Raw genomic sequence first — 23,224 nt, 5'->3', positions numbered from 1 at the left:
CTTCGCCGTTGCTCCCCGGAGGCATCGTGGCCAGCCCGCTTTCAGACCCGACCGGCACTTCGTCCGCGCCCCCTCCTGGGTGCCCGGCGCATGCTCAAGTGCCCAGCGGGCTGCGGCGGCTCTACGGGCCGGAAGCGGACGCGCCGCACGCGCTCTACGGAAACCTCCGCCAGGAGCAGGGGCCGGTGGCGAAGGTGCTGCTGCCCGGTGACGTGCCGGCCTGGCTGGTCCTGGGGCACCGGGAGAACCTCGAAGTCATGCGCACCACGTTGCTGTACTCCTCCGACTCCCGGACCTGGAACGTCCGCCTGCCGGCTGACTCGCCGCTGCTCCCGGTCACCATGTGGCAGCCGTTGGTGGCCTTCACCGACGGTGAGGAGCACGGTCGGCTGCGGAACGCGATCACAGGAAGCCTGGAGCGCTTCAACCGGCACGGAGTCCGCCGCTATGTCGTCCGATACACAAATCAGCTGATCGACGGCTTCGCCGCCACGGGGCGGGCCGACCTCGTCGCGGACCTCGCCGAGAAGCTGCCGAGTCTCGTGCTGGCCCGGCTGTTCGGCATACCGGAGGGGCACGCGCTTCCGATGGGTGAGGCCGTGCGTGACATGATCCGGGGCAGCGAGACGGCCCTGCAGAGCAACCAGTACGTCGTTGACGTCATGTCGGAGCTGGTCAAGCGCAAGAAGGAGCAGCCCGGCGAGGACCTCGCCAGTTGGCTGCCAGCCCACGAGTCCGGCCTCACCGACGACGAAGTCGTCGAGCACCTACGGCACGCGATCGTCGCCTCCACCGAGACCACGACCAACCTGATCGCCAACGCGCTGCGGATGGTGCTGACCGACCGGCGCTTCCGCGGCCATCTGTCCGGTGGTCATATGACCCTGCCGGACGCCCTGGAACAGGTGATGTGGGACTCCCCGCCGCTCGCGGTGGTACCGACCCGCTGGGCCACCGGCGACACGGTACTCGGCGGCCAGCAGATCAGGGCCGGCGACATGGTGATGCTGGGACTCGCGGCCGGCAACATGGACCCCCAGATCAGGCCCGATCTGGGCACGCCCGTGCACGGCAACCGCTCGCACCTCGCCTTCGGCGGCGGACCCCACGAGTGCCCCGGCCAGGACATCGGACGAGCCATCGCGGACACCGGCATCGACACGCTGCTCGCACGGATCCCGGACATGGAACTCGCTGTGCACGAGGGCGAGTTGAATGTGACCACCTCGCTGATCTCCCAGCGCCTGGACAACCTGCCCGTGCACTTCCGCAGGCAGGGGACGGCAGGCTCCGCGGCCCCGGCACCAACGGCCTCCGTCGCGCAGCCGCTACCCGCCGCCCATACGGTCACAGCGACGGTCCCAGCATCTGCGCCGGTGAACGACCAGAACCGCGGGCCGTGGTGGCGGCGGCTCCTGCGCCGACTGCGCTGACGTCCCGGACGGGCAGAGCGGTGGGCAAGGCTGCTGCTGCCCAGACCGATACACCGCCCCTGCCGCTCCACCAGGAGCAGTCGGCCCTCGTGGAGACTTCTCGTTTCCTCTGCGGAGCAGGGGCGCGGGTCGCGAACAGCGGGCCTGCTCAGGTCGCCAACCATTCCGTGGTAGGACGGCGGACGCGGACTGCATACCTTTCGAGACGGGCCTCGCTTTCCATGGATTTGTTCACCAGTCGTCGCTCTGGCCAACTTCTGTAGTGTCACGGCAGAGTGCCGACTCCTACCACGTTCCAGGTAACGGACTCGCCCTCCACAGGGCGCTGTCTCTACCCTGGCCGGAGCGGGACTGCGCAGTTCCCGCAGGTTGCGGAGTCGTGGCAGAGCGGCCCATTGCGATCGACGTGAGCGAGGCCCCTCTCACGTCGACTGACGGGGACCGGGGCGGGCCTGCCTCTCCCTGTCCGCGGGTTCGAATCCCGCCGGCACCGCAGCCGACCAGCACATGATGGGGCGCCTGGAATCTCACCTCGGGGCAAAACCGCACTCCAGAGGTTGAGCCTGAGACCGTTGTCGTGGGCAGAGCCGCTTTCCAGCTACCCACGCGTCAACGCCGCCTTTCAGGCCACGGCGCGCGGGTGCGTCCGCGACGGTCAAGGCGACACGCCGACAACCAACTCCCGGCCGCACCCTTGTCGGTCGCCCCCGATAACGCCATCTGTCGTGAATTGGATAGGCGTGACCGTCAAACGTGACTCATGTCTCCCGTCGGCTTGCCCCATAGAAACAACCCCCGACTTGCGTCACGAGACGACCAGGGCCGGGACGGCGCGTTGCGTTCAAGCCAGACACCGCCGACGCACATCACCAGGGAATCTTTTCGAAAAACGGTTGCTCATGCGGCCCCAGCAGGGGCCCCGACTGCCCCCCCGAAAGCCCTGTTCCCCCTGGTGCAGGGCCCTTTGGAGGGACCTGAGTGGCGAGAAGGACCTGTTGGAGGGGGTGTGGCGGGTGGGTACGATGCGGCGTAGTTGATCAATCGGGTGGCGTATTCGCAGCCGTGTCATGACCGCTTTCGCAGAGAGGTGATCAGGGTGTGGCCTGAGCTGACAGTTCCACCGATCTACTCTCCGATACCACCGGCAATACATCCCAGCCATGCGGCGATAGACGCCCAGACCACGGCGTGGGCCGAAGCGGTCGGCATCGGATCCAGCGAACTGCGCAACAGGCTCGTCCAGCACGACATCGGCACCTTCGCCGCCCGGGTCCTGCCCGAGGGCCGCGCGGCCGTCGTCGGCATCCTCGCAGACTTCGTCCTGTGGCTCTTCGGTGTCGATGACGGATACTGCGAGGAAGGCGAACTGGGCCGCCAGCCAGGGCAGTTGATGGCAGCACTGCTGCGGCTGCTGCGCGTCGCACAGAACCCAGAAGTCCCCATGCTGCTCGACGACCCGCTCGCTCGCGGGCTGCGTGACCTGCAACGCAGAATCTCTGAGCACGGCACTGTCGGGCAGGCGGCTCTCTGGGTACATGCACTGCGCGAGTATTTCTCCACCGTGGTGTGGGAGGCAGAGCACCGCAGAGCGGGCACCGTCCCCGACCTGAACGACTACACCCTGATGCGCCTCTACGACGGCGCGACGACGGTCGTGCTGCCGCTGCTGGAGATGGGGCACGGCTACGAACTGCAGCCGGCTGAGCGGGACCAGAAGTCCGTGCGGGCCGCGGTTGAGATGGCGTCCTTCATCATCACCTGGGACAACGATCTCTTCTCTCATCACAAGGAGAGCCGCGGAACGGGCTACTACCTGAATGCCGTGCGGGTGCTGGAGCACGAATACCAGCTCAGCCCCGGCCAGGCCATCGACATGGCGATCTCCCAGCGGGACCGGGTGATGCGCCTCTTCCTGCGTCTGCGCGAGCGCATGCTCCCTGCGGCCAGCCCACAGCTGGGGCAATACCTCACCAGCCTCGCCACATTCATCCGCGGCGCCCAGGACTGGGGCATAAGCTCCGTGCGCTACACCACTCCCGACGACCCGGCTGGCCTTCCCACTGCCTTCCGTGAGACACCCACCGACCGTAGCGACAAGCCCGTGGACATCCCCGTCATCTCCTGGTGGTGGGACCTCGATCTCGTCCGGCCCGATCCGCCCCTCGCACAAGACACCCAGGCCGGCTCTCCCCCTTCCACGCCGGAAGGGGCCAAGGCACGCCGGCGGAGAAAGGATTCGTCAAGAGTCCTGAGCTGCCCATCCGGCACATGACGCAGTAGTGGCCTCTCCCCGTGGGGAGAGGCCGCCCCCTTACGCTGCCGCCACCGGCTGCCGCGGGTGCCACCACGGCGGCATCACGGGGCCGGGGAATGCTTCGTGGAGCTACTGCGAGTCGTAGGCCTTGATGCTCACCGCCGGGCCGTTGGAACTGCGCGCCACCGCAGCGGCCGCATCCCCGGTCACCTTGACTACAGCAGTCCCGTGGGGCGGTACCACCGTCAGGCCTCCGACCGCCGTGACCTCGACGGCCTGTTGGGTGACGCCCTTGGGCGGCTGGTCCCACACGATGTAAGCGACCCTCACGAAAACCGGGAAGTCATCCTCATTGGTGAGCCGAACCTTGGAGAAACGCTCGAACCTGGTGATCTCGCGGCCCTGGCTGTCCAGCGCTTGAGTCGTCACCTCGTGCATCCCGGCGGGGATCCGAGCGGCGGCCGTGCTCTGCACCGTCACACGGACATCCGCCACCTCATGCTCACCAGGGCCGGAGAACCGCAGGATGTCGACGCTCGTCCCGTACGCCGCTACCAGATTGCCCCGGTCGCTTCCGTACACCGTGCTCACCTTGACCTGAGGCAGAACCTGATGATTCTTGTCGAGCGCGCTGAAGGACAGGACCGGGACCACCGACTGCCCGGAGACGTTCTCGATCTCCAACTGCTGATTCATCGTCTCGTCCTCGCCGGAGTCCCCGATGTAGCGGAAGGACAACGCCTTCGAAAGCCCGACGCTCCCAGATGCCGCTTCAGAGCCGGGCGGCTCTCCGCGCGCACCGGGCGCCGCCCCGCACCCACACAACAGTGCCCCGCCCACAGCCACCGCCACACCCGCGGCAACCAGTCTTCGCTGTCCCACCCTCACGACCTGCACCCCTCCCCATCGATCATTGTCCGTCGGACGCTATCTGATCCGCTTCACCGCCTATGCGGCCCCACCTCGGCATCTGCCCGTCAGCCGTCGGCGTCGCGAGCGGCGGCCCAGGTCGGCCCGAATGCCGCCCTGGGGGATGGCCTCGACGGTGGCCTCTCCGTGGGCAGCAGCGATTCTTATGCCGGTTGCTGGCCGGCCTTGAGGTAGACGGGCAGTTCCGTGAAGCCCTGAAGTGCAATGGAGTGGATGGGCGGAGGGCTGGCGGAGGCGAGGGTGAGGTTGGGGTAGTGGTGGAACAGTTTGGTCAGGGCGATCTCGATTTCGGCCCGGGCGAGGATGGAACCGGGGCAGAAGTGCTGGCCGTGACCGAAGCTCAGGTGGTCTCGGTTCGCGCGGATGTCGAAGGTGTCGGGTGCGGCACCTCCGGCGGGGCATCTGCCGGGGTCGCGCCCGGCGGCGGCGAGGGCGACGACGACGGGGTCTCCCGCGGGCACTGTGACTCCGGCGATGTCGATGTCCTGGGTGGCGTACCGCATGAGGGCGTATCTGACGGGCGAGCCGTATCCCAGCCCTGCTTCGACCGCGTCGGAAACCGGATGGCTCCGCTCGCCCAGCAGGGCTAGCTGATCGGGGTGCGTCAGCAGGTGGTACACGTCGTTGGTGATGGCGTTGACGGTGGTCTCGTGGCCGGCGGTGATGACCTGCAACAGGTTGTCGACGAGCTCCTGTTCGCTCAGTTTGCCGGCGTCTTCGTCGCGTGCCTCGATCAGGGTGGTGATGAGGTCATCACCCGGGTGCGCACGTTTGTCGTCGATCAGCTCTCGTAGAACACGGTCTGTCTCCTCTATGGCGGTGACCAGCTCCTCGGGGCTGCTCATGGTCAGGAGCCGTTCGATGGGGGCACGAAGGCGAGTCGAGGCGTCGTCGCTGATGCCCATGTAGTCGCAGATGACCCGCATCGGGAGCGGGTAGGCAAACTGTTCGCGCAGGTCGACCGGCTCGGCGGGGTCTGTGGCAGCCAGGTCCGCGAGGAGCTCATCAGCGATTTCCTCGATGCGCGGCCGCAGCCCGGCGACGCGTTCGCGGGTGAAGGCCGGGGCCACCATGTTGCGCAGGCGCTGGTGGTCGTCACCGTCGCAGTGGAGCATCCCGGTTCCCTGGACGAGGGGAAACAAGGACCAGTCCTCGGGTACCTCTCCTGCTTCCAAGGCCCGCCAGTGGCGTATCTCCTTGCTCAACAGCGGGTGGTTGAGGACGGTGCGCGCCGTGTCGTAGTCCGTCGTGACCCATGCCGGCACCCCGCCTGGCAAGTCCACGAGGACCAGTCGGCCCAGCGCGCGCAGCTGCTCGGTTTCGGCGGCGACATCGGGGGTGTGCGGGTTGAGGGGGAAGCGGGGGGCGTGCTTGTAGCCCATCGGGCACCTCCAGAGTCGGGACGGCATGCGAGGCAGCGGCAGATGCCGCCGTTCAGCTGGGGTGGTCGCGCGATCGTGGGCGTTGGCTAGTTTCTGCGGCCGCTGTGCCGCAGTGATCGCCAACGGACGGAACCGGTATCGGTCGGGTGGGGGGCGGCTGGCTGCGGTGGGGGAGCGTTGATGAAGTCGCAATCGGGCAGCCACTGGACGTCTGCGGTGACGTCCGGCCTGCCGGGCAGGAACTCCACGGGCAGCGACTGCGGGGATCGGGCCGAGTGGGCGGACCCCCACAGGAGCTCACGGGCTGGCATGCTCAGGCGCAGGTTGTGCAGGCGGAAGGCGAGCCGGTCCAGGCCGGTCGCGACCACCAGCCAGGTCAGAGGCGCGGCGGCTTCCGGGCAGGCGTGCGCGCGTGGTGTCCCGACCGGCTGGCTCTGGCCGTGCCCGAGGGTTGCCGTGGTGGGTGAGTTTGGAGCCGGGCCGTCTGCTGCGGCGAGCGAGATGATGACCGGATCGCCCTGCAGGATGAGTGCGTTGCCGAGCAGGGTGTCGCGCGTGGCGACTCGGCCGAACAGCTCCGGGATGGGCGGGCTGTGCCGCATCGCGCGTTCGGCGATACGGGGAAGGCCTGGGCGCTGTTCCTCCGGCGGGGCGTCGCCCCCGGGATCCAGCAGTGGGAGGAGACAGCTGCCCAGCAGCGCCGTGCATTCCTCCACAGCAGCCAGGAGCAGGAGCCGTGTCTGGTGTGCGATCTCTCGCACGCTGGCATCGCTCGCGTAATGGACCATCCAGGAGACGAGGTCACGTCCGGGCGTCTCGGTCTTCTCCTCGACGAGCTGGAGCATGAGCTCGTCCAGCCGGGCGGAGGTCCGTGCTCCTGCGAGGAGGTCGGGGACGGCCTGGCCCACGCCGGCGGCGTACCGCTCATCCATGCCGAGCAGCCCCATCATGACCAGCAGGGGCAACCGCTGGACGAACGCGCCCATGAGATCGACCCGCCCCTTGCCCGCCGGGGCGAACTCGTCGATGAGTTCATCGGCGAGCTGGCGGATGAAGTCTGCGGTGCCGGGCCCGAGTTCGCTCAGAGCCCGGGCCAGGGGCGCCGCCCCAGGAGCACGGTCGTCGCGGTTGCGGCCGCGGCTGCTGCCGCGCAGAACGTCCGGCAGCCACCTCATGCGTCGAGTCGCCCGACCGCGGCGGGCGGGCCCGTGATCGCCCCAGCTCCGTGGGTCATGCATCCACGCCTCGTCTGTGTTGCGCAGCACCTCCATCACCTCGTGACGTCCGAGGACCAGCCATCCCCATCCCTCCTCGTCTTCGCCCAACGCCACTGGGACAACCGGCCCGAGCTGCCGCACCGCCGCCAGGTAGGCATCGGGATCAGCATCGAATCCGGGTCCGTACAAGGGGACGGTGTCCGCTGGGCAGCCGGCCGGCGGGCGCGGCAACCGGGCGCTGAGCCCGCCGGGTTCAGGGCTGGCGGCGCCATAAGGAGGCATGGGCACGAAGTCTCCGCTCGGTAAGGACGTCACGACTGGGTCGCCGGGTGCACGGCAGCACAGCGGCGACAGGCTCACCCGCGCCGTCGGCACGGCGAGCGGACACAGGCACATCGCCGGGAATGGTGATGTCACTGCGTCACTATCCCCGCCGATCACCCCAACTCGCAACAGGCAATCTGCAATTTGCATCCTGTTGCTTGCAGCGAACGTGTGGCAGACTGCGGCCCGCAGGTCGATAGGGGAGGAGCCAGGTGGCAACAACCAAGGCGATGCCGACGGCGCTCCAGCTCAGGCTCGGGAGGCAGTTGGCCGTCCTGCGCGACGGCGCCGGCAAAACGTGGGAAGAGGCTGCTGCGCACCTGGGGGTTCACCCGGGGACGATTCGGCGCCTGGAGCTTGCCCAGGTAAAGCCGAAGGTCATGGCGGTAAGGCCTCTTCTTGAGCTCTACGGGGCAACACGGGAACAGATCGCTGACTTCATGGAGCAGGTGAAGCAGGCGAACACCGCGGAATGGTGGCACGACTTCCGGGACGTCCTGCCCGACGGTTTCGGTCGCTTCGTGAGCCTGGAGGGGGCTGCCAGTCTCATCAGGGCCTATGAGCCCCACAGCATCCCTGCGCTGCTGCAGACCGAGGCTTACGCCCGCGCGCTGTTGAGCATGGACCACCCCGACGCATCTCAGACCGAGTTGGAGCGGCGGGTCGAGCTGGTGCTGGAACGGCAGCGGCACTGCCTGACCGGACGCGTTGAGCCGACTGTCCTGTGGGTGGTCATGGAAGAGACCGCTGTGCGCAAGTCGGTCGGCGGAGCTGCCGTCATGGGCCCGCAGATCGAACGGCTCATCGCTGACGCCGCATTGCCCAACATTCAGCTGCAGATCCTTCCGCATGCAAGCGGTGCCTATTCAGCGCGGCAGGGTCAATTCAGCCTATTCCGGTTCGACACTGCCCCGGAACTGCCCGACAACGTCTACGTCGACAACCTGACCGGCGGCGAGTACCTCGACGAGAAGACGAGCGCTTACATCCAAAGCCTGGACCGTATGAGCGCCGAGGCTGCGCCCCTGGATGTGTCCCCCGCCTTCCTCCGAGACATCCACCGGGAGCTGTGGGCCCATCCGGCGGCGTCCAGACGGCGTACCGGTTCGGAGAGCGAGAAGAGGAACGGAGAAGTGGCATGAACGGGGACTACCGTGGATTTCCCACGGAACGCGTCGATACCAGCACCAATGTTGCTCACCCCGCGCGGGTGTACTCCTACCTCCTCGGCTACAAGGACTGGTACGAAGAGGACGAGAAGGTGGGCGCCCCGATCATGGCGAACCACCCCGACGCCCGAAGGTCGGCCTGGGCCGCCCGCCACTTCATGCAGCGCAGCACCCACTATCTGGCTGCCCAGCTCGGCATCACCCAGTTCCTCGACATCGGATGCGGCTTTCCCTACGAGCCCAACCTCCACCAGATCGCCCGGCACGCCTCATCCGCTGCCCGGGTGGTCTACGTCGACAACGACCCCATCGTGATCCGGCGTTTCGAGGCCCATCTGAAGGCCTCGCCGCAAGAGCAAACAGCCATGCTGTATGCCGACTTCACGAACCCCGCATCGATTCTGAAGGCACCAGAGCTCACCGCCACGCTGGACCTGGGCGAGCCGGTCGCCCTCTGCCTCAACAACCTTCTCAACTTCGTCTCCGACGACGACAGCCCTCACGAGAAGGTCGCCGAACTGGTCGAGGCCCTCTGCCTGGGCAGCTACGTCACGGTGAGCCATCCCACGGCCGACTTCCGGAACATGGACAAGGTGGTCGCCAGCTACAACGTCCCCTACGGGAAGGGACCGCTCGTACTGCGCAGCCGCGCCGAGATCGAGCGTTTCTTCACCGGCCTCGAGCTCGTCGACTCCGGCCTGGCTGTGTGCCACAGCTGGCGACCCGACATTGTCCTGCCGGAGATCGGCCGACCCGGCCTCGCGTTCGATTCCGCCACGATCAGCGACGTCGCGGACTCGAAGTACGCCGGCATCGCCCGAAAGCCGTAGCGGCGATGGTCTGGCGGCGCCCGCACGGGCGAGCGAGAGACAGGGCTGCACACCAGCGCCTGCACCTGAACGGCCTTCGGTCGGGCCCATCGGGATTTCGCCGCGCATCCTCGCTCAGCTCCTTGCGCCGACATCAGCGACCTCGCTTCGCGCGCACTCCCGCGCACGGGGGCATCACGCCCCCTTGTGCGAGGGCGCGAGGCCTAAGCGCTGCCACTCGTGTGACCGCTGCACCAGCACTCACCAGGACCTGCCGGGAAAACCCTCGCACGGCAGTTGCCCATCGAGGAGATCAGGGGACATGCCAACTCTTGGATACCTAGTCGACGAACGTTCCGAGCTTCAACTGCGCTTCTCGGAGCCGAACGCCGGGCCGTACGCCGACACCAAAGTGGCGGCCATGGTCGTGGTCAGCGAGGAAGAACTGCTCGGCGGCCGGTGCGACTTCGCCCAGCCTCCGGGAACACTGCTCCTTCTCACCCTCACCTCCGGCATCCAGGGCGCCACCGCGGCCGCCGTCGACCGCACACTGACTGCTCTCGCCAAGTACCGGGCAGCGGGAATGGTGGTGACAACCCCCGAACACCATGTGGCCACCTATCCGCGCGCGACCCACGCCATCGCCCGAAACCTGCGCATCCCCCTGCTGACGACGACAGCCGATCCCGCTGCGTGGGACACCCTCAACGAAGGCATTCAGGCATGCCGCAGGCAGTACGCCGAGCGCCAGGTCGAGAACCTGGCCGGCCTGCTTCACCGCCTGCCGACTCAACTTGCCGACGACTCGGCCATGGACCGCATCACGATGTGGCTCGCGGACGCGCTCGAGGCTCAGGTCCTCGTCAGCGACCCCAAGCGCGGCGTGCTCGCCGCCGCTCCGAAGACCGCACCCGCGCACCTGGCCCACGCCGTCATCACCCAGGCCGCCGAACCAGACCGAGTGCAGGCAGAGATGGAAGGTGCCGGAGTCCACACCCGGCTCGTTGCGCTGACGCCGACCCGCACAGACTCGGCAGTCCTCGCCGTGGCCGCGGACCGGCCCTTCGATCAGGCCGATGCGCGGCTGATCCAGCACGCCGCAAAGCTCCTGGGGCTGGTCGACCAGGCGCACCGCGGCTATGAGGGGGCGGCACGGTCCGCTCGCGAGGCCCGCAGCGTGACCTACCAGCTGCTGATGAACGGTGAACCGGCCAAGGCACAGCGGGTGATGGAGGGTCTCGCCCCCGGGCTGCTGGCCGCCGACGAGGCCCGCATCTACGTCATCGACTGCGGCTCTGCAGACCGGCGAGAGGAAACAGCACACCGTTGCGAAGCGGTCGTCGGCGAGCGGGCGTTGATCGTCCGCTGTCCGACCGACGATCGGCACATCGTGATTGTGGAGCCGCTCCACGACACGGACCCCGCCGGGGTGGGGATCGCCGGCGAGGTACAGCATCTCGTTCTGTCCTCCGCCGGGTCCCACCGCATGGGCGGCAGCAGCCGACGCCCAATTGCCTTGGTTCCCACCGCATACGAGGAAGCCATCGCTGCCCTCAGTTTCACCGACTGCAGGCACGACCCCATCGTGCTGGCAGCCAGCACCATCAACCTCGTCGACCTGCTTGATCCCCTCGCTGCGCGCGCATGGGCTCTGCGAGTTCTAGCACCCATCCGCAGCCTGCCCGCTGCCCAGGCCAAAGAGATGGAGCGCACCCTTCGGATCGCGCTCACCCAATCGCACACCGCGGCCGGCCGCGCACTGGGCGTCCACCGCAACACGGTGGCTCAGCGGGTGAGCCGGGCCGCCGACCTCCTCGCCCTGGACCTGGGCCAGGTACAGAGCAAAGTCGTCCTCGGCCTGGCCCTCGACATCACTGCCCTTGCCGAAGAGCCCGGGGTCCCGCACGAGGGCGGACCCCCAGTGGGAACGCTGGACGAACTTGTGGGCGGCCCCCGCGTACGCGTATGGGCCGAAGCACTCCTGGACCTGCTGGCGGCCGACCGCCGTGACCTCAAGCGCACCCTTCAGGCCTGGCTGCACCACGAGGCGCGGGTGGAGGCGGCCGCTCGCGATCTCAGCCTGTCCGAACTGACGGTGCGCACCCATCTCAAGACCATCGAACAGGTCACAGGGCGGGACCTCGCCACCCTGGCCGGGTTGCGCGACATCGCCATCGCCCTGAGCGTCTGCACGGGGATCCCGACGCTGACCTACGCCAGGCTCGCCGCAGCGTAGGGAGCGAGCGACACCACTGACTTCGGATTCAGGAGGCAGGAATGCGGTCCCGCGCTGCCGATGCGCACAGGCATGCCCACCCACGCCGAATCCGCTGTGCACATCCCCAGCGAACTCTCGCCTGCCGGGGCACACGCATCGCGTATCTCTTATCCGGTGTGCAATTGCGATAGGCAAGGGACTTCAGATTGTGCACTCGCGCAGTAGCACGGCCCTTGCCCCTGCCCTACCGTGATGCCCGATCAGAAATGAATCCCCAGATACCTGAGGTCGGCGACATGACATTCCACCGCGTTACCGTTCTTGGATCGGCGTGTGACGCCTATCCGATAGCGGACGAACTGTGCGCGGCCGGGGTGGAAGTCGACACCTGGATCCTGCCCGAGGACTGCACCGGACGCGAGGCAGCAGCCCTCGCGGAGCTCGCCGCCATGGACGGCCAGTGGGCCGGGCAACTCGCGGACACCGAACTCATCATCACGGCCTTCCGGGACTCCCGGGCCCTGACCGGGGCGGTTGTCCCCTATGTACTGCCACACCTCCCTATCGGTTCTGTCTGGCTGCAGATGGGCCAGGCCGCCCGCGACGAGACGGACGGCCTCGCCCTCGCAGCCGATGGCTACGACATAAGTTTCCGTAGCGCCCAACTAGTCGGGGAAATGCCAACGCATTTCGCCGGTCCGCACCTCTTTGGCCCAATTGGTGCTGGCACCGGTGAAATCCCAGACCGATTGCGGGCCCACCTGCCGCTGGAGCTGCTCACTCCTTGGCGGTTCGGCCTGCTCCCTGCGTGGGATCGACCCGCCCTGCAGGGCGTGCGGCAGCAAAATTCGATACCATCGCCGGCTCTCGCCGGATCACTGATGACGCGTCGGGATCCCATATGGGACCGGATAGGCGCCGAGCGGCAGAGGCAATTTGCGAAAACCGGTCAGGGAGATTCCCTGGCATGTGGACGTGATAGCCAGCCGAGCCAAAGGCTGATTGCTGGGGCCAGGGAAACCGAAACATCGGCGCTGCCGCGGGCCTTCGTCAACGGTCCAGGTATCAGCGGGGGAGAGGTGGTTCACCACCACGCTGCGCCCCCGTAGGGGGATGCTCGATGGCTGATTGGAGTCAGCCTTCGGCACTCAGCACCCTCGGGTGCACGCGGGTGCCGACCCTGGAGAAGGTCGGCACCCATGACTCGTGCGGAGTCACCGCCAGCAGATCGATCAACCACTGGGGCTTGCCAGCGTGTTGGAGCACGCCGACGGCGCTCAGGATAGACCACCAGTCCCCGCCGGGGACAGTACGGGCGGCGCTTTGCCGCCTGGTCGTCTTGAGCAGCAAGCCCTCTGACACAGAGGGGAACCCATCACAGTGAGTCGTCTCATTCCAGCCGCGTCCCTGTGGCATCGCCGCAGCCCAAGCGCTCGCGGCCGCCAGCCGCACCCCCGCCGCGCCGCGGGCCGGGCAGGCCTCAGAACCTCGCTGTCGTCGGCGGCCAGCAACCGCCCGGCGACGTCCTCGCCGGTCTGGACGTAGCACCCAGACCGGCTGACCGCCTGGGGAGACTGCACCTCCCTTGAGCGAGCGGCGCCCGGCAGGAACTGACAACCCCAGCGCAGTTCCTGCCGGCGCCGCACCCATCACGCACCCCCAACGGGCCTGCCACCGCGCGCCCTTGATTCCACGCGTGCGAGCTCACGCTCCATCGGCTCATGCCGTGCAGCGACACCCCACACCCCTGGCCTGCTGAGCATGCCAGGCACGTCCCCACTCTCTGCCGCTCGGCACCAACTGGGCCCTCGTGCGCCCAGTCGTGCCCTAAATGCGGCTTACCTGACGGAAAGGTCATCCCCGCATGTCCGCATCCCGGCGAACCGCCGCGACCAGCGACGCGTGGGCACCCGCCCATGCCCCATCGAGGGCTGGCCGCTCCATGTCCGTATCACCTTCCACAGGAGTCTTCGTGTTTCTCGCAAGGAACAAGTACGCCCAGCGCCTAGCAGTCGCGGCGGCCACGCTCGCCATGGGCGCGACGGCATCCCTCGCCTTTGCGCCGACCGCGTCCGCGGTCTCCATCCCCTCCAAGTGTTCGTACCAGTGGAACACCCCGCACAAGGCGAAAACGACGACCAGTGTCAACCTGCGCACCGGGCCGAGCACCTCTTACACGTCCCTCGGGATCCTCGCCAAGGGCACCGGCTTCACCCACTACTGCATCGCCGCCCCCAACGGCAGCAACTGGGCGTGGGGCAAGGTCACCAGCGGCGCCAACGCCGGCAAGACGGGCTGGGTCTACTACAACTACCTGACGCTCTGAGACCAGACGCCCCTGCGCCGAGCACGGTGAACGCTGAGCCAACCATCCGGCTGACCTGAGACAGCCGATGGGGCGGGCCATGCACGCCATGCGCCTGTCCACCCCCCTGGACGCGCTTGCGACTGGCCCCTCGCGGGGTGCCGCCGTCCCCCGGGGGCGCCGCCGGTCGGTGGGCGGCGCCCCTACCACTTCCCCGTCCGGCGCCAACACGTTGCGGCGCGGGCGCTCGGTCATGAACGTCCCGATCCGTCCTTCCCGGGAGCGTCTGTGTCAGCCAGCACTCTGCCCGTCACCGCACCAGCCCGGCCCGCCCCCTCTACCCACAGCCAAAGGCGCCGGTGGCCGCCCGCCATCTGGGCCCTGCCGACCGGCACATTCGTGGTGCGCGCCGCAGGGTTCAGCTATCCCTTCCTCTCCTACCGGATGGCCAAACTCAACTTCACGACCACCGCAGTCGGCTACGTGTTGGCCGCCTTCGGAGTGGGCTGGCTCGCAAGCCAACTGCTCTGCGGCTGGCTCGCCGACCGCGTCGGCCGACGCGCCACGCTGCTCGGTGCGATGCTTGTGGCCGCAATCGCGCTGCCCGCGCTGGCGATGGCCCAGTCCGCGGTCCCGGTGTTCGCCGCCGTGATCGTCGTCGGGATGGTGTTCGACGCGCCGCGGCCGATCGTCTCAGCGGTCATCATCGACAGCTTCCCTACGGAATCCGGCCGCACCCGAGTCAACGCCGCCCGGCACTTCGCCGTCAACATCGGAGCCGGACTCACCGGTGCCGTTGGCGGCCTGCTCGCAGGAGACGTCGGCACCCGCACGCTGTTCCTGATCAACGCCGCCGCCTGCGCCAGCTTCGGCCTTCTCGCCCTGGCCGTCATGAAGCCCAGCGTGCACTCCGAAAACGACGCCCATGACCAGCCCCGATTCCGCGCAGCCCTCGCCGATGGGCGGCTGCGGCTGTTGTGGCTGGCCAGCCTGGCTGCCCTGACCTGCTGTGCCTCAATGTTCTCGGCGCTGCCGATGCTCATGGCCGCCGACGGACTGGACGCGGCCGCCTACGGCTGGACGCAAGTCGCCGCCGCGATGGTCGTTGTCGCCCTCTCACCGGTCATCACGCCCTGGCTCAGCCACCGCGCCGCACGCGACGCCCCCATGCTGGGCCTGTTCGCCTTCAGTTCACTGCTGCTCGGCATCGGGATGGGAGCCTGCGGCCTCGCCTCCACCACCCCCGGCTACAGCCTCGCGGCCTGCATCGCCGTACCCGGCGAGATCATTCTCTTCATCGCAGCGAGCGACATCCTCAACCGCATCTCACCCGCCAACGCCCGCGGCCTGTATGCCGGGATCTGGGGCGGAACGCTGGCCGTCGCGGTCATCATCGCGCCCCTGCTCGCCGCCTGGGCCCTCAACACCGGCGGCGACGACCTGGCCGCCTTCACCATCCTCGCCTCAGGAACCCTCGGCGCCGCACTGTGCGCCCCATTGGCAAGGCTGATCGGCCCGGCCCGCACCGCGACGGCCAGCCGTTCGGCCTCCGAGCCGCAGACCACCGCTGTGCAGGCCCGGCCGCCGTCCCCGGCCAACGACGCAGCATAGAACCGGAGTTGACCGACCATGACCAAACTCATCGACGCCCCCGGCGACAGACCCGGCAAGCTCAGCACTCTCCCGGCGCCGGTGACCGTGGACATACTCGAAAACCGCGCCGCCCGGGACTTCCTCACCTCGCAGTGGCCCGGCCTGTATGAGCAAGACCGGCTGGCCACCCCGTACCAGTCACCGGCGTGGCTCACAGTCCACGCGGACCAGCTCCCAGCCACCGCCGTGCTACTGGTCCTTGTCGCAGCGGCGCCATCCGGTCCGCGGGCCGCACTCGCCGTCGTCCGCGACCGCAGCATCGGCGGCCGCACGGAGGTACAGCCGCTGTCCGCTCCGACCGCCGAATACATCCGGCTCGTCGGCCCGGACGCCGAAGAACCCCACGTCGCTGCCGCCATCGCCCACACGCTCGCCACTCTCGGCGCCGACGTCATGATGCCGGACGTCCCCAGCAACAGCGCTCTCGGCCGGCACGTCGCCGCACAGTGGCAGCACACCATCACCCGATGCGCCCGCATCGACCTGCCCGTGCCGTATGCCGCCATGTCGCGCGCCACCCGGCGCGAACACAAACGCCGCAAGCGAGCCTGGGACCAACTCACCACCAGCAGCCGAACGGTGGCCTACCATCGCACCAGCAGCGCCGCGGAACTCCTCGCCGCCTACCCCGCGCTCTGCCACCTGCACAGACTCCGCTGGAGCAGCCCCCGGCCCGATCATCGTCTCACCCCCGCAGACGAGCAGTTCCGCGCTGTCCTGCAGCACTGCTCCAGCATGGCGTTCATCGCCACCCTTGCCGTCGACGAGAGCGTCGTCGCGGCCCAGCTGTGCCTGCACCGCGGCCGCTACGTCTACTCCCTGCTACCGGCAATGGACCCGGCACAACAGGAACTGGCGCCCGGGCACGCTCTCCTCCGCACGCTTACCGACGATCTGACCGCGGCCGGATTCAACACCCTCGACCTCGGCCGCACCACCTGCTCACCAGGCCAGCTCGCCTACAAGGCCCAGTACGCCCCGGTATGGACCACCACCCTCACCGCCGCACGACGCACCTGTTGAACGGCACCGAAGAGTTCAGTTGCGCACGAAACAGTTCAGTGGATAGTTCAGTAGCGCAGTGAACTGTTCAGTGTCATACGCGTATTGCGTGTCCGCTTCAACCCCCGTCGGCTGGTTGCGTCGTCTTCCGGTGGTACCTGGCCCGGACGCCGGCCTCGGTACTGGTGAGCTCGCATATTCATGTGTCGCGCATTCGCCCGGGGGACCGGGCCGGTGACTACGCTGCGTTCCGATCTGGCGTAGGCGAGGGGTCTGGGCGCCCAGCTAGACCAGGCCGCGAACATGGAGCTGACCGCGCCCTCGGCGAACCTCTGGAGGCTGTGGAGCGGCTGGCCGATGAGCGGGACGACTCCTGAATAGAGCCACTGTGAGAGGCCGCCAGGCGGCCGCACTGCCCATTTCGGTCTTCGCGGACGCCAGTGAGACGTCCGATCGGGTGACAGGGGTGGGTCGTTGCTGGCGTCGCCGGTGGCGTTGTTGCCGCGTTCTGGTTCCGCAGTCTGCCCTTGGAGCCCGGAGCACGGCTCCGTTGCCAGGGGCTTTGTGCCGTGGCGGGCTAGGGTCGTCTCGTGTACCTCGCAGGGCGGATTCTCGCCACCGAGCGGGACGCCTGGCGCGTCATCGACCCCCGTCCTCTCCACGCCTACGAAGCGGCCCCAACAGGAAACGGCCCGGTTAAGCGGCGCTGAGCACGTACTCGAGTGGCCCGAAACTCAAGTCTTACGAGTCATTCGGTGCAAGGAAGCTCCGGGCCTACCGCCCTCAGGACCCACCGTCGGTGCTCCGCCGCGACTCCCGGATAGGGTCGTGCGCATCGGCCCGTCTGTTCAGTGAGGTTTCTCGATGTCTACGCCGTCCTTTGATCCGGCCAGCGTCCACTTCGGTACGGACGGGATGCGCCGCCTCCACCCCCGCAGCGCGTCCGGGGTGCGGCTACCTGACGCCGCGCGCACCGCCCTCGAGCAGGTGGGCGTCCCCCTGCAGGTGAACCCCTACTTCACGGCCGCGGGTGAGAATGACGCGCTCCTGCTCGGCATCTACACCAGTCATCGCGAACTCCCCCGCCCCGCTGCCGCCCAGGAGCATTGGCTGCGCATCGGGACAGACGAGCTGGCTCAGCTGTGTGTGCGGCCCGACGGTGCCGTCGAGGCGGTCATACTCGAGGGCGGTGAGGACGACCTGTTCGTCAGCACGGACGTCACCGCTTTCAACGCGTCGCTGGCGGTCCTAGACCGCCTCTTGCCGGTCATCGCGGCGTCGTCCGGGCTCGCTGAGGCGGCTGCAACCTTCCGGGACCTGAACGACGAACTGCGGCGCATCGACGTGGGCGCATTCGAGGAGCGGGACGCCTGGTGGCCTCGCGTGCTGGACGATGTGCGGCACACGCTCAACTTCCCGTTCTCCGCCGCCTTCGAGTACGTCGACGGTGCGGGTAACAAGCAGATCGTCACGGAGGCGACCGGCCCAGGGCGGCTGCATCCCGAGGAATTGATCTGGCAGCGGCTGTCGGGTGAGGGCGTCGCACCGGAGCAAGTGCGCCGGGTGTATTGCGAGCTGCAGGCGTGCATGATGCCCGGCCATTACTGCGCGCTCTGGATGCAGCGGACCTTCCCGCACGCGGAGTTCACGCACAGCTTCGACTACGGCAGTGACGCCGACTCCCGCGAAACCGGGCTCAAGGAGCTGATCAAGTATGCGGCCGAGGGCCGCCGGTGAGCGACACCGCATGGGCCCGCCCTGCTGCGGGGCGGGAACCCGCTGCCGCCGCGCTGCTCGGGTGGCTGGCTGATGCATCTGCGCCGGGCTTGTGCCTGGTAGCGGGCAGTGAGGGGTGCGGGAAGTCGACGCTGCTGGCCTGGCTGGTGGGCCACGGAACCCGTCCGGGCACCGTCCCGGAGCGCACCGTGCACGCTTTCGTACCGCTGGAAGGCCAGAGCATGCGGGGCACCGTGTGGATGCTGGCCGACCAGCTCGGCCTCGTAGCCCGCGCGCCGGACGAACTGCTAGCCGGACTCGGCGCCGACCCACGTCCGGTCACTATCGTCCTGCCAGGCCTGCACGCCAGTAGCGACTCCGAGGCGCTCGCCGAACTGGCGCTCGCGCTGTGTGGTATCGGGCACGTCCGGGTCGTCGTCGAAGCCCGCTCTCAAAGCACAGTCCACCGGCCGCTCGCCGCATCCGGGGGGGCCGTGATGGATCTGGACGAGCCCCAGTGGACCGACGAAGCCCGCTATCAGGCATGGATGGCCACGCAGGACGCCGCCGGCCATTCTGCTCACACCACCGGGCAACAAACCGTTGCCGCCCTCGCGTTGGACGACGCGGCCGCGCTGTGTGCCGCCGATCCGTGGCAGGTCACCGCCGCCTTCGAGAACGGCGCGGACGAGCATGGCGGGCTGCGTGCGGCATGGCTGCGCGCGGGGCAGTCACTGTGCCGCGACCAGGAGCCCGCCGAGCGGGCGCTGGTGCTGCTGGCCGCTCTGGGGGACGGCGCGGACCCCCGTCTTGGGCCCGAATTGAGGAGCCTCGCGACTACTGCCGGCTGGCAGGTGCAGTGGAGCCGGGTACGCGGGGACGTCACCCCGCCCTGGCCTGGGCCGGTCCTCGCACTTGCCCAGGGCCCGGGGCTCGCTCCGTGTCAGGGCCTCATGGCAGACCACCAGGGCGTACTCAAGACCATCAGCACCGCGGATGGCGCTCCGGCCGGGCGCCTGGCTCAGCCCGTCGCGCAGCCGACTGCGGTCACCGTCCTAGACGACGCGACGGTGCTCGCCCTGGACGCCCAAGGACGCCTGCACACACGGACGTTGCCGACCGCGCCCCGCGTCACGGGCATCGCCGCCCTGCTCGATGACGGTCCCACCCCTACCGAGCGGCTCACCCAGGCGCTCTCCGCACAGCTCGACCGCTCGCCTGGCACGGCCATCGCCGCCACCACGAGCATCGCGTCGATCGGGGATGCCACCGGTGCCGTGCGCGTCTTCCCCGTGGGCTCGGCGCAAGACAGGCAGCACGTTGCGCAGCTGCACACCGGTCGCGTCACCGCCCTGTCCGCGCTCGAGATCCCACTAGGCGGGGACGGTGCGACTGTGGCACTCCTCTACAGCGGCGGCGCGGACGGAACGGTCCGGGCCTGGGCGCCGGTCGCGGATCCGCAGCAGACCCCGGTGACTCAACGACGCTGCGCTGTCTCCGCGTTGAGCGCCGCCCGCACCCCTTCCGGTCTGGTTCTGGCCATCGGCTGGGCGGACGGCCTGATCGAGCTGCACCGCCTCGACGGCGGCCCGACGCGCCTTTTCCGGCCGGGCCCTCCGGTGAATGCCCTCGCGCTCACGGCGAAGGAATACCTGCTCATCGGTCTCGACGACCGTGTGCTGTGCCTGCGCCCCAACTGACGTGGCTGATCTCACCCGCCTCGGCTTTACCTGCAGTTGACGGTCACTCATGTGTCCCGGAAGGGTAGGGAGTTGATTTCCGAGGGGGGAAGTGTCGCGTGGGGAAGAAGCTGCCCGATGACCTGGTCGAGGTCCTGGACCTGGTGGGCGTCAACTGGCCGAACATCGACGAGGACGAGGTCCGCGGCAGCGCCAAGGACTACCGGAACCTGGCTGAGGGCATCCGCGACGTCATCACGGAGGGCAACATAGCCTGCTCCCACATCGTCGGCGGCAAGAGCAAGGGCGCGACCGTCAAGGCCATCGACCGACGCTGGGGCAAGCTCACCTCTAAGGACCTGAGCACCTTCGCCAAGGCGCTGGACGAGCTGGGTGACGCCCTGGACGAGTGCGCTGGTTTCATCGAAGGCTGCAAGATCGCGTGCATCACCGAGCTCGGCATCGCCGCAGGCACCGCCACGGCCGGCGTCATCGGCATGTTCTTCACTGCCGGTCTCAGCGGCCTGCTCAGCGCCGCCGCCATCGGCGTCTGCCGCATCGCCTTGCACGAGGCCATCGACTACGCGATCAGCGAGATCACCTCGGTCGTCACCGAAAAGATCGAGGCAAAGATTCTGGGGAAGATCGAGGACGTCTTCACCGACCACCTCGACGCCCACGACGAGAACCTCTCCGACTACGCCGCGGGCAGCGCCGACATGGCGCTGGAACTGGCCATCGAGTTCGACGACTTCGACAAGGCCCAGGGCGGCTACGACGAGACGAAGAAGAACTTCGACACGAAGAAGGGCACCCATAAGACGGGCGGCGCCAAGCGCCGCAGCTCGGTGAAGAAGGACAGCCGCTTCCACAAGCTTGCCACCGTCATGGACAAGGCCGAGGACGCTGTCGACAAGAAGGCCGACGAGACCGTCGACGTGCTCGAGAAGCACGGCGGCAAGATAGACAAGAGCAAGCGAGACCACAAGGAGACCGACAAGAAGAGGAAGCGGGACTTCGACAGCTGCGACAGCGGCGACGTCCCGATGTACTTGCTGAACGCGGATGGAACTGTCCAGCGACTCAGCGCCGACGGAGGCTTGGATTCGCTCGACGCCAGCGACAGGACGCGGCTCGACGGCATCACGAACAACGGAAAGGTCTGGATCCCGAAGACTGAGAAGGAAAAGCGGGAGTGGCACACCCCCCAGGGCCACTCCGGGACGGTCTCATCTACGAAGGTGGACCCGTACAGCAATGACCTCGGGCAGGCCACGCAGGCAGCGCGTATCGCCCGGAACGACTATATGGGAACGAACTACGCGGCGGGCCGTTACATCGACCCCGACACGGGCAGGGAGTCCATTCTCGTCGGGTACAGCAACAAGGCGGGCCACTCCGAGCGCATGATCGGGCGTCCACTCCTGCACAACGGAAAGGAGGCGGGCCTGAAGGAGGTCTTCACTGAACGTGAGCCATGCCGGAAGAACCCCGAGTGCGCCCGCTGGCTGGACAGTTACTTCGGCTCAGACCTCAAGGTGACACATGTTGCCGACTACTACGACAGCACCGGAAAGACCACTAACAAGGAACACACTCAGTACGTCAACGGCCTGCGCAAGGCCCACGGAAAGTAGCATTACGATAAGGTAAGCTTGTGAACTTTTCAGTTACCCCAACCGACCTCACCCAGGCCTACGGATTGGGCGATGTCGTCTACTTCCCTCAGTATCCGGTCGACGCTTATGACCCGCGCACCGCGAACTTCCTGAGTTCGGTGGGACTCCCGCATTCCGACGCTTTCTCATCCCGCATGGATGTCGAGGACCCCTACGGTCCGGACACCGATGCGATCACTCTCGGCAGTCGCTTCGACGATGACGGGATGTACTGCCCCCCGGAGAGCCGCTCGTGGTGGAAGCTGGGCTACCTGTTCACGTCCCTCGTGGCTGTTGACCCCGCCTCGGGAAAGGTCTACGCCTTCCCCGAGGGAGCCATGGAGTACATCCCGCTTCACCGGGATGTCGAGTCCCTCGTGTTCAGCCTCATCGAGTTCCGCAAGCTGGAGGATGACCACGACAACGACGTCGATCCCGAGGAGTTGGCGTCACGCTTCAGGCAGGTGGTGAGCGCCTTCGACCCCACCCCGTTCGCCGACGAAGACTCGCAGTGGAACCTGTCGCTCGAAGAGCTTGAGAACGGGATCTGGTAAATCAACCAATCGCAGGGTCTCAAATGCCGACGCGACGACCGTCGGAGACCCCCCGCATGACCTTCGCTGTCTCGCCGGACGAACTCTTGAGCACCCTGTCGGGCGTCGTGTGCTTTCCCCGATACGAGTCGCCCGAGAGTCAACTCGACACACGGACGGCAGACTTCCTCAGCCGGGTCGGGCTTCCTGACATCGAGCCGTTCAAGTCGGAAGCCAGCATCGGCCAGGATGAGTCGATCAGTCTGACCGAGTGGTTCCGTCCCTAAGACGGCACTCTGCCCGTGGAGTGCCATACCTGCCTCGTCCTCGCCTACTTCGCCGCCTCCCTCATCGCCCTCGACCCGATAGCGGCAAGGTCTACGCATTCGGCGAAGGGGACCCCCTGGACTCCTCACTCAGTTGCACCGGGAGGTTGAGTCCGAGCCACTCCGCGCACAGATTGCGGCCTTCGACTCACAGCCGTTCGAGAGCGACGAGTCGCAATGGAACCTGCTCTTCGACGAGGCCACCGACCGCATCTGGTAAGTCAAACGAGCGTCGGAGCTCAACTTCAGCCCTCCTCTTACCGGCGCCGGGCTGTTTCTCTCGTCCGACACACCACTGCGGAACTGCCGCGGACCATGCAGAAGGGGATCGCCTGATGCTCACCACGACCGCGCCACTCCCGAGCGCTACTGTCGTGGCTTCTTCGTCAAAGCGTTCGTGACCTCTGAAAATCAGTATCCGGCGTGCCCGTGGAGGAAGAAGTGGTTCCCCGGGATGGCTCTGAACCTGGATCCGACGCGGCGCCCACCCACCCGAAAATTGCTACCGTTGGTGATGGAACCCGCCAAACCAGCGTTCCACCATTGTGGATGTGGCCCCACGGGCGACTGACCCAAATCGGGCTCGCTGGACGTCATCGCCGCAGCTCTGGGGGCT

17 protein-coding genes are annotated in these 23,224 nt (G+C 67.6%); 14 read left to right on the top strand and 3 right to left on the bottom strand.

From position 1 onward, the window contains the following. The first annotated feature begins 98 nt into the window (after positions 1-98). Together ABZS64_RS31030 and ABZS64_RS31025 are read left to right on the top strand one after the other, a co-directional pair. Complete coding sequence (locus ABZS64_RS31030; protein WP_355836930.1) at positions 99-1,433, top strand: cytochrome P450; 1,335 nt, start codon at positions 99-101, stop codon at positions 1,431-1,433. A gap of 1,096 nt (positions 1,434-2,529) precedes the next feature. Next, positions 2,530-3,705, top strand: coding sequence for a selina-4(15),7(11)-diene synthase (locus tag ABZS64_RS31025; protein ID WP_355836950.1), 1,176 nt, complete (start codon positions 2,530-2,532; stop codon positions 3,703-3,705). Positions 3,706-3,816: 111 nt separating this feature from the next. Here ABZS64_RS31025 and ABZS64_RS31020 read toward each other — a convergent pair whose 3' ends face one another. The 3 genes from ABZS64_RS31020 to ABZS64_RS31010 all read right to left on the bottom strand — a co-directional run bounded on the left by ABZS64_RS31020 (position 3,817) and on the right by ABZS64_RS31010 (position 7,174). Continuing rightward, positions 3,817-4,425, bottom strand: a complete 609-nt coding sequence (locus ABZS64_RS31020; protein WP_355836928.1) for a hypothetical protein — start codon at positions 4,423-4,425, stop codon at positions 3,817-3,819. A 335-nt stretch (positions 4,426-4,760) separates the two neighbouring features. Beyond that, complete coding sequence (locus ABZS64_RS31015; RefSeq protein WP_355836926.1) at positions 4,761-5,999, bottom strand: cytochrome P450; 1,239 nt, start codon at positions 5,997-5,999, stop codon at positions 4,761-4,763. Between the two features lie 86 nt (positions 6,000-6,085). Beyond that, positions 6,086-7,174, bottom strand: a complete 1,089-nt coding sequence (locus tag ABZS64_RS31010; protein WP_355836924.1) for a hypothetical protein — start codon at positions 7,172-7,174, stop codon at positions 6,086-6,088. Positions 7,175-7,752: 578 nt separating this feature from the next. Between ABZS64_RS31010 and ABZS64_RS31005 the strand changes: the two genes are divergently transcribed. The 12 genes from ABZS64_RS31005 (at position 7,753) to ABZS64_RS30950 (ending at position 22,569) form a co-directional block, all read left to right on the top strand. Continuing rightward, positions 7,753-8,682: a helix-turn-helix transcriptional regulator gene (locus ABZS64_RS31005; protein ID WP_355836922.1), complete on the top strand. Its 930-nt coding sequence runs from the start codon at positions 7,753-7,755 to the stop codon at positions 8,680-8,682. Then, positions 8,679-9,539, top strand: a complete 861-nt coding sequence (locus ABZS64_RS31000; RefSeq protein ID WP_355836920.1) for an SAM-dependent methyltransferase — start codon at positions 8,679-8,681, stop codon at positions 9,537-9,539. Before ABZS64_RS31005 ends, ABZS64_RS31000 begins: the two co-directional genes overlap by 4 nt. A gap of 301 nt (positions 9,540-9,840) precedes the next feature. Then, on the top strand, positions 9,841-11,754 hold the full coding sequence (locus ABZS64_RS30995; protein WP_355836918.1) for a helix-turn-helix domain-containing protein: 1,914 nt from the start codon (positions 9,841-9,843) through the stop codon (positions 11,752-11,754). A 278-nt stretch (positions 11,755-12,032) separates the two neighbouring features. Continuing rightward, a complete protein-coding gene (locus ABZS64_RS30990; RefSeq protein ID WP_355836916.1) occupies positions 12,033-12,845 on the top strand; it encodes a hypothetical protein in 813 nt (270 codons plus the stop codon). Between the two features lie 863 nt (positions 12,846-13,708). Beyond that, on the top strand, positions 13,709-14,062 hold the full coding sequence (locus ABZS64_RS30985; protein WP_355836914.1) for an SH3 domain-containing protein: 354 nt from the start codon (positions 13,709-13,711) through the stop codon (positions 14,060-14,062). A gap of 267 nt (positions 14,063-14,329) precedes the next feature. Next, entirely contained in the window at positions 14,330-15,652 is a 1,323-nt protein-coding gene (locus tag ABZS64_RS30980) for an MFS transporter (protein ID WP_355836912.1), read from the top strand. Positions 15,653-15,670: 18 nt separating this feature from the next. Then, positions 15,671-16,717, top strand: coding sequence for a GNAT family N-acetyltransferase (locus ABZS64_RS30975; protein WP_355836910.1), 1,047 nt, complete (start codon positions 15,671-15,673; stop codon positions 16,715-16,717). Positions 16,718-17,560: 843 nt separating this feature from the next. Then, positions 17,561-18,433 carry a nucleic acid/nucleotide deaminase domain-containing protein gene (locus ABZS64_RS30970; protein WP_355836909.1) on the top strand — a complete coding sequence of 291 codons (873 nt, stop codon included), beginning with the start codon at positions 17,561-17,563 and terminating at the stop codon, positions 18,431-18,433. Further along, positions 18,430-20,112, top strand: coding sequence for a hypothetical protein (locus ABZS64_RS30965; protein WP_355836907.1), 1,683 nt, complete (start codon positions 18,430-18,432; stop codon positions 20,110-20,112). Before ABZS64_RS30970 ends, ABZS64_RS30965 begins: the two co-directional genes overlap by 4 nt. A gap of 98 nt (positions 20,113-20,210) precedes the next feature. Next, positions 20,211-21,728 (top strand): nucleic acid/nucleotide deaminase domain-containing protein, encoded by a 1,518-nt coding sequence (locus ABZS64_RS30960; RefSeq protein WP_355836905.1) that lies wholly within the window; start codon positions 20,211-20,213, stop codon positions 21,726-21,728. A 20-nt stretch (positions 21,729-21,748) separates the two neighbouring features. Continuing rightward, entirely contained in the window at positions 21,749-22,303 is a 555-nt protein-coding gene (locus ABZS64_RS30955; protein WP_355836903.1) for an SUKH-4 family immunity protein, read from the top strand. Between the two features lie 56 nt (positions 22,304-22,359). Further along, positions 22,360-22,569 (top strand): hypothetical protein, encoded by a 210-nt coding sequence (locus tag ABZS64_RS30950; protein WP_355836901.1) that lies wholly within the window; start codon positions 22,360-22,362, stop codon positions 22,567-22,569. The last annotated feature ends 655 nt before the right edge of the window (positions 22,570-23,224 follow it).

The organism is Streptomyces sp. NPDC005408, assembly GCF_040606445.1.
In the GTDB taxonomy this organism is placed as follows: domain Bacteria; phylum Actinomycetota; class Actinomycetes; order Streptomycetales; family Streptomycetaceae; genus Streptomyces.
The sequence above is the reverse complement of the archived record's forward strand: the minus strand, read 5'-3'. Positions and strand labels throughout refer to the sequence as shown.